We start from the raw sequence: 12,510 nt of genomic DNA, 5'->3' as shown, positions 1-12,510 counted from the left end.
ACTCGGTTGATATCAAAGAATGAAAGTGTTTAACGCAATTAGTTAAGCACAATATGGCTTTTGCGTCGTAAACTGGCAAATAACATATATACAGCTGTCGCTAATAACACGACAAAGAAAAAGTTCATAATGCCGTTACTTGCTTGTGACATAAACATACCTGCGCCTAATGGCCCCATTGCTGAACCCACGCTGTAACTTAATAGCATCACCTGAGTAATTGCCACAATATAGCTCGCATTAACATGATCACAAGCTAATGTGATAGCAATAGGATAAAGTGCAAAAGATGACATTCCTAATAAAGCTAATGCAATAATTAACACCACATAGTCATTAGACAGATAAGTCATGCCCATCGCAAATACCCCAACTAAGCACATCATGGCTAATAATAGGGTTTTACTCATCATCACCGACAATTTGCTAATAATAGGCTGAACAACCATACCACCTAAAATAATTGCTGCCATCAACACCCCAATTTGGTCGGTGTTAAATTGCCCTTGATTTAAAGCCAATGGCATCATGCCATAAATACTCCCCATCACAACGCCAGAAACCATGCAGCCTACTAAAGAAGCTTTATTCAGCCGGCTAATCTGTTTAAGTGACAAACTTTTATGCTCGTGGCATTGGGGTTGTCCTTGTTTAAAAAACAAAGGAGGTAACACTGCAATTAATAGCAATGCCAATACCGCGATAAAAGGAATTGCCCCTTGCGTACCAATGGCACCAATAGCAAGCTGACCTAATGTTGTGCCACCATAAAGTGATGTCATATAAAAACCCAAGCGTTTAGCTCGCTCTTTAGGATTATCACCAATTAATAACCATGATTCGACTACAACAAAGATACCCGCAACCGCCATACCACCGAAAAAGCGAGATACTAGCCACACCGATAAATAAGGTAACAGTGGCAAAATACTCACGGTGAATGCTAACAACAATAAAAACAGCACAAAAGAGAGCCTATGCCCTATTTTTGCAATAATAGGTTCGATCATCACTGAACCTATAAGTAATCCAATAAAGTAAATGCTTGCTAACCAGCTAGCATAAAAAGTATCAATACCAAAACTATCCATAGATAGTGGAATTAAACTCATTAAATAGCCTGATGCGATAGCAAATACCGTTAAACCCGCGACAGGTACTAATGTACTGTCACCTTTGCGTACCAAAGTAGTGTTCTGTTTCACTACCCTCGTCTCCACAATCAAAACGGTTAATCATGCGCTGTTTTCTCGAAGCCAGACATTGGCACTCCTTTCATCCAGAAAAGATGAAAGCAATAGTGATGAAAACAGTGGGTGGCGTCCCTAAGTTAGGGGTGCGTGAATATAGCTCGTTACTAAAAATAAATAAAATTATAAAATCTAATGCTAGCGAGTAATTTTATTTATCCTATCCGTTATTATCGTCCTTTCACGGTAAAAAAGTAGTCCTTGGCGCAAATTATTTTTTTAAATTAAGAATAATCTATAGCGATTGTGATAACAGCGCACAGGGCAGAATAGCGGCTATTTTATTAAATAAAACAGCCGTTAATAACAACGCTTATTCTGTACTTTGTTCTAAAGCGGTTTTGATTGCATCAGGGATTGAACTGCCATGTCCTTTCCCCGTAAAGAGGTAAAATTGGCATGTTTTGCCGGCATCAGTAAGATAATCACAGAGTTGTCGAGGAGTAAGCCAGCTACTACGCGTTTGATAGCGCAAGCGTTGCTCTTCGCTCATTTGAGAAAAATCAGGGGTTTCTTCTAATTCACCTAATGTAATAGTCACCGCAACATTATTGGGGATCTGTTGCCATTTATCTTGAGTGATCCACTCACCTTTTCCCCACCAAAGAGATGGGCTAGCAGCAATATAGCGTTGAAAAGCGTCTGGATGATTAAATAATACATATAGCGTAAACACGCCACCAAAGGAGTGTCCAAATAGTGATTGCTCAGTAATAGTGATGTTTTCTTGCGCCGTCTGTGCTAGTACATAGGGTTTTAATTGGCTTACCATAAACTGATAAAACTGTTCAGCATTACCGCCTTTGGCAAAGGCTTCGCCATGTACTCTTGGGGTATAGTCGTGAGTTCTTTCCGCTATAAAATAGGCCTTTTCACCTACATAGCCTAGGCTTGCAATAACAGGTAATGGCTTTTTCGCTTGCGCTAGTGCTTCATTCACAATAAGTGGAAATTGTGCATTTCCATCAACACTATACAGCACTGTTGTCTTAGGCGTATTTTTGGGGATCGCAAGAAAAAAGCGATACTGCTTTCCTTGATGCTCAACCTCTTTTTCCATAATGTGATAATAGGTTGATACTTGTGGTGTGAGTTGAGGAACTTGTTGATTAGGTCTTGCTTGCACAATAGAAGATAACATTATCATTCCACATAACATTAGTATTCTCATCAATCAGATACTCTGTAAGTTATTATCAAATGATGGCAGTAAGCCCCATAATAAATGAGGCTTACCTTTATTGAGATAGATTAAAAACTATATTTGATATTTGCCCAATAGCGACGGCCTTCATCAACGACCCAGTTCCCCCCTTTATCGTTGACCGCAGGACCCGTTTCATCGGTAATATTCAATACGGCTAAATTTAGCATGGTATTTTTATTAAAGTTATAGGTCATTCCTAAATCAAAGGTTGTATAACCACTACGATAACGAGCGCCAGTATAACCATTTCGTTGAGCCGCCCAAATTTGCTTACCAGTATAGGCAGTATTGGCATAGAAACTGGTAGCTTCATCGTATTGCCAATCAACACGCGCATTGGCGCTATGTTTTGGTGTCATATCCAATGGATAACCTTTTAATGATTCACCAGAGCCTAATTTTTCGTCATCACTTTTACGCTTAGAGTTGATATAAGTGTAATTAGCACTTACTCGCCAATTATCAGCGACAGGGAATGCAACCGCGGTTTCAATCCCTTTAATATTAGCTTTACCCACATTATCATATTGGTACAGTTTTAATCCGGTAATAGGATCGATTTCACCCGTATCGTAGTTGGTAAGCTTATCTTTAAATTCTGTATTAAAGAAGGTCACATTGGCGGTAAAACCATCACCATTGTCATAACCAACACCAATTTCTTGGCTAACTGAAGTTTCAGGTTTTAAGTCACGATTACCATACATAATCGCTCGCCCTTTTTCCGTTGATGTACCATATTGAGGGCTAATTTCTCGTAAACTCGGGGCTTTAAAGGCCTTAGCAATCCCCCCTTTTATGGTAAATTCGTCGGTTAAATGGTAAACCGCGTATGCTCTTGGGTTCCAGTGCTTACCATAGTATTCATGATCATCAAGACGTATTCCCCCAGTTAGGGCTAAATTATCAGTGACACTAAATTCATCTTCTAAAAATAACGCTTTTTGATCAGCGGTGATCGTAGATTGTTTGACCTCTTTACCGCCGACTGAAGATTCGTCTTTTAAACGTGCATATTGGTATTGACCACCAAAAGTCATCACATTATCAGGAAGGAATGCGGTAAATTTAGCATCGAAAACAGTATTAGTGATTTCAGGGCGGCGATCTTCATAATATTTGTAGCTATTTCCTGTCGCTTTATCTACACCTTCCGTCTTTTGAACACGCTTGGTTTGTTCTTGATAAACACTTAACTCAGAGTGCAAAATATCAAACTGATTTTTATAAGTTAATGCCCAATGGTTACGGTCATTGTTCGTTTCTAGCATTTTGTTTTTATCAAGACGTCCACCACGATTGGTAAATTCGCTCATCGATTTACCCGGTGTTGTCGTGCGTTGTAGCGAATTGCGTCCAGCTTCTAATAAAATGGTTTGGTTATCTGTAGGAGTAAAAGCTAATTTGGCCGTAATATTTTTATTATCGTTACGCCCTTGCCCATACGTAATTTTATCTTCTGCACGTAAGTAACTACTACCATAAAGTTGTAAACCTAATTTATCTTCAATTAATGGGCCTGAAAGATAAAAATCACCATTGATAGAATCTCCCGCGTCACGGTTATGTTGCAATGTTCCCCCCATGGAAACTGCACCATGCCACTCTTTAGTAACAGGCTTAGTAATAATATTAATCACACCGCCCATCGCATCTGAGCCATAAAGTGATGACATTGGCCCACGTATTACCTCGATCCGTTCAATGGCATCCGCAGGAGGAATAAATCCACCTTCATATCCACCACTCCCATTAGGGCGTGATTCACGACTATTTTGACGTCTGCCATCAACCAAAATCAGTGTGTATTCTCCGGGTAAGCCACGAATAGTAATTTCTTGTTTATTTGCATTACCATTCACACTGACGCCTTCAACCCCTTTTACGGCATCAGCAAGATCGTGTATCGGTTTTTTCTCTAATTGTTCTTTGTTGATTACCGTAATGCTAGCGGGTGCATCTGTTTGTTGCTGTGCAAACCCTGAGGCTGATACAACCAATCGTTCTACTTTATCTTCTTGTGCGTGTAGTGAATAAGAAGTCATTAAAATACAGGCTGTTAAAGCACTTATTTTAAATTTCATAACAAATCCCTGAAGTCAAATAATGGTTATAGTAATGAGAATGATTAATATTATCTTAATCAATTGACTGTGAGAATAATTTTCTTTTGCAATTTAGTGATATTTTTTAATCTGCATCAAAGCAATTTAGAGCAACAAAGATAAGAAGATTTGAATAGGCATTGAAGTGACAAAAAAAGCAGAGCTATTGGCTCTGCTTTTTTTTGTAATACATTGATAAATAAAATTAATTACTAATTACCAAAATACAGCATAAAGCACACAGAGGATGATCATAATGATATAAGAAGCAATATTGAACCCACTTTGGGTTTTAAATGTTGCATCAGTTAATACAATCGCCCCTACGCTATCATCACTTTTCGTTGAGGTTAAGCTGACCAAACCAATAACAACCGCGGTGAAAATAAAGGTATACATCATTTGGTCAAGGAATGGCATTCCTAGTGGCATTAATTTTAGGAATAAAGCAAAAGGAATTGAGAGTACAACCCCTATAATTGCCCCTTTAGCATTAGTTTTCTTCCAAAATAGTCCTAACAGGAATACAGCTAAGATACCAGGGCTCACTAAACCTGTGTACTCTTGGATATATTGGAATGCCTGATCTATGCCCCCTAACAGTGGCGCAATAAAGCAAGCAATAATCAATGCAATCACCGCACTAATACGTCCCACATTAACTAAGCGGGTTTCTGAGGATTTTGGCCCAATATATTCTTTATAAATATCCATCGTGAAAATAGTCGCGATAGAGTTAAGCATGGAAGCTAAAGAAGAAACGATAGCTGCTGCCAGTGCTGCAAACACAACCCCTTTAGCCCCAATAGGTAAGAATTGTGTTAACCAAGGATAGGCTTTATCCGCTTGCGCTAAGGTTGGGATATGCTCCTGTGCCATTGTTCCTAATCCTGCCATCAGCGTAGGATCGGTTGTGATAACAAAAGCTGCGATCCCCGGCACAACAACTAAAATAGGCACAATCAGTTTTAAGAAAGCGGCAAACACTAAACCTTTTTGCGCTTCATTAATAGATTTAGCAGCTAAAGCACGCTGAATAATGTATTGGTTAAAGCCCCAGTAATAGAGGTTAGCAACCCATAGCCCACCGATTAGCACAGCAATTCCTGGCAAATTCATAAATTGTGGGTTTTCTTTTGCTAAGATCATTTTAAAGTGATCTGGCGCGGCGGCTGTCATCTTACTTAAGCCTTCCATTATTCCGCCATCACCACCGATATAGCTAACAGCAAGTACGGTCGTGAAAAGTCCACCGAGGATCAGGAAGAAAACTTGTACAACATCCGTCCATGCAACCGCTGAAAGTCCACCGTAAAGCGAGTAGATAACCGCAAATAGTGCCAAACCAATAATGGCATACATCATCGGCACACCAAGAATGGTTTCTAACGCCAATGATCCTAAATACAATACAGATGTTAAGTTAACGAAAATAAAGAGTGCTAACCAGAATACGGCGAGGATCGTCTTTAAATTACGACTTTTAAAACGATTCTCAACAAATTCAGGAATGGTATAAATGCCTTTTTCAATAAAAATAGGCAAAAAGTATTTAGCAACGATGATTAACGTCAATGCTGCCATCCATTCATAAGATGCAATAGCAAGACCTATCGAAAATCCTGAGCCAGACATACCAATGAATTGCTCAGCTGAGATATTAGCAGCAATAAGAGAAGAACCAATCGCCCACCAAGGCAGTGTTTTACCCGCGAGGAAGTAATCCTTTGTTCCTTTTTTAGCTCCATCTTTTGAACGAGAAACCCATAATCCAAGGCTAATAATAATGATGACATAGAGGGCAAAGATTGCATAATCTATTGTGCTTAATCCAACACCTTCTGTATGCATAATATTTTCCTTTCAGACCCATAGAGAGAAGAGAATATTAATGTAAACGTTTCCACTTGCTTTTTCCGTTACTCCGTTCACAATTTTATCGCCTATGTTAAAAATCGGATCGATAAAGCACATAACAAACGATTACCTTAACTAATAAATCAACAAAATTCGCTGATTTCACTTTATGCTCTTTTAATTGAGAAAAAAGTCATCGCTAAAAATAAACAAAATAAAGAGAGTTTGATAACGATTACAAGAAATAACCAGATAATAATAAGAATATTTTTAAGCGATAAAACAGATAAAAAAGGCGCTTAAACAAACTGTTACAAACTTCTGAGCCTATTATCAGAAGTTTGTAACATGTTTAAAGTATAATGGATGATTAAGAAAGGTGGCTTAAATTATAAACGGAGTTGCGCTGAACCAGAGTGGGTGAGTAAATACGCTGCTTTTGGGTTAAAGCTTCCCCTTGAGAAAGCTTTAACGCCAATGTTGCTGCTTGCTCTGCCATCATATGTATCGGATAACGCACCGTTGTTAGCCGAGGATGAATATAACGAGCGATAAGTACATCATCAAAGCCAATCACTGAAATTTTTTCAGGAACAGGGATCTCATTTTCATCAAGCACCGATAATGCCCCAGCAGCCATAAAGTCGTTATAGGTGACCACTGCTGTAAAATCTATCGACTTGGTTAATAGACGCATCATCGCTTGCTCTCCCCCTTCGCCTTCTGGCTCGCCATATTCGACATAGCTTTCAGGCAAACTAATATTATAAGCTGCTAAAGCAGCTTTATATCCCGCAAGCCTTTGGCTGGTATCTTCAATATGGTGAGTGGATGAGATATAGGCGATTTGAGTATGGCCTTGGCGAATAAGGTGTTCGGTAGCAATCCATGCCCCTTTATAGTTATCTAAGGCGACACAACGTTCCGCAATTTCTGGGATAAAACGGTTAATTAATACCATGCTATTGACTTCATTGGCATAAGCTAACAACTCTTCATCAGAAAGTGCCTTAGAGTGGATCACTAAACCATCACAACGGCTGTTGATCAAGAGTTCAATAGATTGGCGTTCATCTTGCGCATCATGGTAACCATTACACACCAGAATATGTTTTCCCGCTTTTCTGGCAATATTATCGACCGCTTTGACCAAGGTCCCAAAAAAGGGATCGGATACGTCATGCACCAAAACACCTAATGTTTGGGTACTTTGACTGACCAGTGCTCGCGCAGCAGCATTGGGGCGATAACCTAATTTTTGCATTGCCGAATTGACAATCTCTATCGATGCTCGGCTCGCTTTTGGTGAGTTATTAATGACCCTAGATACCGTAGCAACAGAAACACCCGCTTCTTTTGCCACATCCTTGATAGTTGCCATATCCACCTCATAAATAACTCTTATTCTGCATTAAAAACCTTGTGTCATTAATCGATGGCTAAGAAAAAGAGTAAGTTATAAAACAAGTGGCATGATTATCAGTGAAGATAAGAAATTTAAAAAGTAAAATGATCAAATAAACAGTAAAAAAGGAAAGCGTTTACACTTTCCTTTATCTATTACTGATAAAATTTATATATTGTTTGGCTATGCCACGGAGTATTTGCAGCTAAAATACCTTGGTTCTCACCCCATTCAGGATGATTCGGCCCATCAGGAAAATATTGTGTCTCTAAAGCCAGCCCCGAATAATTACCATAACGACGAGTTTTTCCTTTACTCTGTGCCAAAAAATTTCCTGTATAAAACTGTATAGAAGGCATGGTAGTAAAAACATCCATTTTAAGCTCACCTTCAGGGGCAATAACTGTGGCAATCGATGCTTTATCTGCTATTTTTTGTTTGTCTAAAATAAACGCATGATCATAGCCATTAGCGGCTTTTTGACATTCATCTCGCATAAAATCGATGCCGATACGTTTTAATTGGCGAAAATCGAATCCCGTCCCAGTCACATCGACAATTTCCCCTGTAGGAATATTACCCGCGCCATTTTTTAAGTAGTGAGAAGCGTGGATAACTAAATCATGTTCAAGTGCCGTTCGCTGAGTATGCTCCCCAGCTAAATTAAAATAGGCATGATTAGTTAAACTCAGCGCTGTCGTTTTATCACTAATGGCCTGATAATTAATATGAACTTCATTATCATCCGTTAATGTATATGTCACACTGGCTTCGACAGTACCGGGAAATCCTTGTTCACCATCTGCAGATAGCAAGCTTAAAGTGACCGACTGTGTGGATTGCGCCACAATAGTCCAGCGACGATGGCTAAAATTTTGTTTACCACCATGTAGCGTATTGTTGCCTTCATTAGCAACAAGGCGATACTCAGTTCCGGCGATGGTGAATTTAGCCCCTGCAATACGATTAGCAAAACGCCCTGCCGTTGCGCCAAAATAGGCCGTTTGCTGTTGATGGGCTTTCATATCTGCAGATCCTAAAAGCACATCGCGACGATAGCCATTAACAGGGACAATACAACTTAACCATGTCGCACCAATATCCATAATGGAGATAGACATACCAAAACGGTTTGTCAAAATCACAACTTGAGCAGGCAAACCATCAAAAGCGGCTTGTGTGGTCATCTGTTCAGGCTTAAAAAAACGGTTTTCATTTAATGCCATTAGTTATCTCCAGATAGCCCGCCCCTTGGCTTGCAGAGCAGACATAAATAGTTTCTTTTAAACCTGTTTGGGTTTTATATTGGGCTTCTACCGCTTGTGTCACTTTTGCAACTAAATCAGGAGTCACCAGCGCCACCACACAGCCGCCAAAACCTCCGCCAGTCATCCTAACGCCACCTTGCGAACCAATCACTGATTTAACAATTTCTACCAGTGTATCCACTTCGTTAACGGTTATTTCAAAGTCATCACGCATAGAGATATGTGATTGTGCCATCAACTCACTAAGTTTAGTAAGATCGCCTTGTTTTAACGCCTCAGCCGCTTGTAAAGTACGCTCATTTTCGGTGATCACATGACGAGCACGTCGATATACTTTATCATTCATCAGTGCTTTTTTCGCTTGCAATTGCGCTAAGGTCGCATCTCGTAATGCAGTAACATTTAATATTTTTGCCGCTTCCTCACACTGTTGACGACGCGTATTATATTCGCTATCGACTAACCCTCTTTTTTTATTTGAGTTAATGATCATCACTACCGCACTTTCTGGCATTTTTACCGCCGTAGTGGCTAATGAACGACAATCAATTAATAGTGCATGGCTCTCTTCACCACATGCAGAAATAAGCTGATCCATAATACCGCAATTGCATCCAACAAATTGGTTTTCTGCTTTTTGACCGTTAAGGGCAATTTCTTTTTGACTAATAGGAAGTTGATAAAGTGTTTTTACTGTTTGTCCTATAGCCACTTCTAATGCAGCTGAAGAGCTTAAGCCAGCCCCTTGAGGCACATTACCTGTAATGGCAATATCCATACCCTGAAATACATATTTGGCTTGTTGTAAAAAATGAATAACGCCACGAATATAGTTAGCCCACATTTTATTAGGTAAAAACTCAATGGGATGTTCGAGAGAGAATTGATCTTGCGCATTCTGATAATCAACCGCAATCACACGAATAAGATTATCATCTCGTTTGGCGGCAGCAACTACCATTTGATAATCAATGGCACAAGGAAGAACAAAACCATCGTTATAATCAGTATGCTCACCAATCAGATTAACTCTGCCTGGAGCTTGAATAAAATGTGTTGGGGCATAACCAAAAATAGAGGTAAAAGAATGAGTCACATTATTAATCAGTGCCTGCATAATAAATCCTTAACTTAAAATTAAGTAATAACAACCTGTTACATCAATATAATAGTGATGCATCCTAGGCTAGGTAGTGATTTAAAAAGCGTCCGCCATCAACCCGTTAAGCTAATTTTCTTGCTCTTTATAATGGATATCGCTCACTTGGCGTAAATTATAAGCAGCTTGCTCTGGCGTTAAGTCGCGTTGCGATTCAGCCAACATTTCATAACCCACCATAAATTTACGTACTGTCGCAGAGCGTAATAACGGCGGATAATACAGGGCATGTAATTGCCAATGCTCGATGCTTTCGCCCTCTTTAAAAGAAGGTGCAAAATGCCATCCCATTGAATAAGGAAATGAGCAATGAAATAGATTATCGTAACGACTGGTTAATTTTTTTATTGCCAAGGCTAAATCATCACGTTGTTCAGCCGTTAATTCACTCATTCTGCGAATATGACTTTTTGGTAATAGCATGGTTTCATAAGGCCATGATGCCCAATAAGGCACGACAGCTAACCAGTATTTAGTTTCAACCACGGTTCGACTACCGTCTTCAGATTCAGCTTTAACATAATCCATTAATAGATTACGGCCATATTGATTAAAATAGTCTTTTAATTGGCTATCTTTGCGTGCTAATTCATTAGGTAAAAAATCACTCGCCCATATTTGCCCATGAGGATGAGGTTGAGAGCACCCCATTGTTTCACCTTTATTTTCAAATACTTGCACCCATAGATACTCTTTACTTAGCTCTTCTATTTGGTTATCCCAAGTATCAATGATTTTACGTAGGCTACTAATAGGTAATTCGGGAATTGTTTTACTATGATCGGGGGAAAAACAAACAACACGGCTGATCCCTCTCACCGCTTGAGTCTGGAAGAGTGGATTATCGGATGCCTCAACACTATATTGGTCTGTCAATAATGCAGAGTGATCGTTATTAAAAACATAAGTGCCTGTGTAATCAGGATTTTTATCACCCGAAACTCGGGTATTCCCTGGGCACAAATAACAATGTGGATCATAAGAGGGAAGTGTCGCTATCTGAGGTTTTTCATCTTTGCCATTCCATGGTCGTTTTGCTCTATGGGGTGAAACTAATATCCATTGCCCAGTCAAAGGGTTATAACGACGATGAGGATGCTCAACGGGATCAAAAATCAGTTTTGACATAATCTTCTCTCTTATTTATTAAAGATTATCTGATAGCGTTTTTATGATCTATTTCAGATAACCGTTAGGATTTTGTGATTGCCAACGCCAAGCATCGGCTGCCATATCATCAATAGAGCGAATGGCTTTCCAGTGTAAGTCTTTCTCTGCTTTGGCAGGGCTTGACCAACATTGTGCGATATCTCCTGGGCGACGTGGCTGAATTTCATAAGGGATTGCTTTACCACTGGCTTTACGAAATGCTTCAATCATTTCAATCACACTGGTGCCATTCCCTGTGCCTAGGTTATAGAGATGTAACCCTGCTTTTTCTCCTAACGCATTTAAGGCGGCAATATGACCATCAGCTAAATCCATGACATGGATATAGTCACGTACACCAGTACCGTCTTTTGTTGGGTAATCATCACCAAATACCGCGACTTTTTCACGACGACCTATCGCAACTTGCGAGATATAAGGCGTTAAATTATTAGGAATACCCTTAGGATCTTCCCCCATAGTGCCAGATGGATGAGCACCTACTGGATTGAAGTAGCGCAGTAAACTGATAGACCAACTCTCATCTGCAATATAGAGATCAGACAAAATACGCTCGACCATATATTTACTGGTGCCATAAGGATTGGTAGTGCCACCAACAGGTGACTCTTCAGTAATAGGCACAGTTTGAGGATCACCATAAACCGTGGCTGATGAGCTGAAAATAATACTTTTTACGCCCGCATCACGCATACAACGAACTAACACCAAAGTACCGTTAACATTGTTGTCATAGTATTCAATGGGCTTTTCAACAGATTCACCTACCGCTTTTAATCCAGCGAAATGGATCACTGATTGAATAGAGTGCTGAGTAAAAATTGTGGCCAGTCGTTTTTCGTCACGAATATCCCCCTGATAAAACAGTGGGCGTTTTCCTGTTAATGCTTCAATTCGGTTAAGTACCTCTTCATTTGCATTACTGAGGTTATCCAAAATAATAGGCGTCATGCCTGCTTCTAACATTTGCACGCATGTATGACTACCAATATATCCCATTCCACCCGTAACTAAAATTTCCACATTCACCTCTTTTGATTTATTTCAAATGAAAAGCGTCAAGCGGTTTTGTTGATTGCCTCAGAGTTT

At 39.6% G+C, this 12,510-nt stretch carries 9 protein-coding genes; all 9 read right to left on the bottom strand.

Annotation, left to right across the window (positions count from 1 at the left end; translation table 11 throughout):
- Nucleotides 1-38: 38 nt before the first annotated feature.
- The gene (locus tag GWI58_RS08955) at nt 39-1,205 is read right to left on the bottom strand and encodes an MFS transporter (protein ID WP_004248501.1); all 1,167 of its coding nucleotides are present in this window, start codon (nt 1,203-1,205) and stop codon (nt 39-41) included.
- Nucleotides 1,206-1,563: 358 nt separating this feature from the next.
- Entirely contained in the window at nt 1,564-2,391 is an 828-nt protein-coding gene (locus GWI58_RS08950; RefSeq protein WP_233693294.1) for an alpha/beta hydrolase, read from the bottom strand.
- A 110-nt stretch (nt 2,392-2,501) separates the two neighbouring features.
- Nucleotides 2,502-4,541, bottom strand: coding sequence for an IreA family TonB-dependent siderophore receptor (locus tag GWI58_RS08945; protein ID WP_004243977.1), 2,040 nt, complete (start codon nt 4,539-4,541; stop codon nt 2,502-2,504).
- A 237-nt stretch (nt 4,542-4,778) separates the two neighbouring features.
- Nucleotides 4,779-6,413, bottom strand: coding sequence for a sodium/sugar symporter (locus GWI58_RS08940; protein ID WP_004243978.1), 1,635 nt, complete (start codon nt 6,411-6,413; stop codon nt 4,779-4,781).
- A 376-nt stretch (nt 6,414-6,789) separates the two neighbouring features.
- Nucleotides 6,790-7,800 (bottom strand): substrate-binding domain-containing protein, encoded by a 1,011-nt coding sequence (locus GWI58_RS08935; protein ID WP_049198782.1) that lies wholly within the window; start codon nt 7,798-7,800, stop codon nt 6,790-6,792.
- 179 nt (nt 7,801-7,979) lie between these two features.
- The gene (galM, locus tag GWI58_RS08930) at nt 7,980-9,050 is read right to left on the bottom strand and encodes a galactose-1-epimerase (RefSeq protein ID WP_161769100.1); all 1,071 of its coding nucleotides are present in this window, start codon (nt 9,048-9,050) and stop codon (nt 7,980-7,982) included.
- Nucleotides 9,037-10,209, bottom strand: a complete 1,173-nt coding sequence (gene galK / locus GWI58_RS08925; RefSeq protein ID WP_004248506.1) for a galactokinase — start codon at nt 10,207-10,209, stop codon at nt 9,037-9,039. The genes galM and galK overlap by 14 nt, the downstream gene beginning before the upstream one ends.
- A gap of 111 nt (nt 10,210-10,320) precedes the next feature.
- On the bottom strand, nt 10,321-11,379 hold the full coding sequence (locus GWI58_RS08920) for a UDP-glucose--hexose-1-phosphate uridylyltransferase (protein ID WP_161769099.1): 1,059 nt from the start codon (nt 11,377-11,379) through the stop codon (nt 10,321-10,323).
- Nucleotides 11,380-11,427: 48 nt separating this feature from the next.
- Nucleotides 11,428-12,444 carry a UDP-glucose 4-epimerase GalE gene (galE, locus tag GWI58_RS08915; RefSeq protein WP_161769098.1) on the bottom strand — a complete coding sequence of 339 codons (1,017 nt, stop codon included), beginning with the start codon at nt 12,442-12,444 and terminating at the stop codon, nt 11,428-11,430.
- Between the last annotated feature and the right edge of the window lie 66 nt (nt 12,445-12,510).

Origin of the sequence: Proteus sp. G2674 (genome assembly GCF_009915195.1) — a bacterium.
In the GTDB taxonomy this organism is placed as follows: domain Bacteria; phylum Pseudomonadota; class Gammaproteobacteria; order Enterobacterales; family Enterobacteriaceae; genus Proteus; species Proteus mirabilis.
Note: the sequence above shows the minus strand (reverse complement) of the source record. Positions and strands in the feature narration are given on the sequence as shown.

Coding starts and splice junctions, on each gene's coding strand:
- GWI58_RS08950 (WP_233693294.1), bottom strand. CDS start 2,391: ATGTTATCTTCTATTGTGCAAGCAAGACCTAATCAACAAGTTCCTCAA.
- GWI58_RS08945 (WP_004243977.1), bottom strand. CDS start 4,541: ATGAAATTTAAAATAAGTGCTTTAACAGCCTGTATTTTAATGACTTCT.
- GWI58_RS08940 (WP_004243978.1), bottom strand. CDS start 6,413: ATGCATACAGAAGGTGTTGGATTAAGCACAATAGATTATGCAATCTTT.
- GWI58_RS08935 (WP_049198782.1), bottom strand. CDS start 7,800: ATGGCAACTATCAAGGATGTGGCAAAAGAAGCGGGTGTTTCTGTTGCT.
- galM (WP_161769100.1), bottom strand. CDS start 9,050: ATGGCATTAAATGAAAACCGTTTTTTTAAGCCTGAACAGATGACCACA.
- galK (WP_004248506.1), bottom strand. CDS start 10,209: ATGCAGGCACTGATTAATAATGTGACTCATTCTTTTACCTCTATTTTT.
- GWI58_RS08920 (WP_161769099.1), bottom strand. CDS start 11,379: ATGTCAAAACTGATTTTTGATCCCGTTGAGCATCCTCATCGTCGTTAT.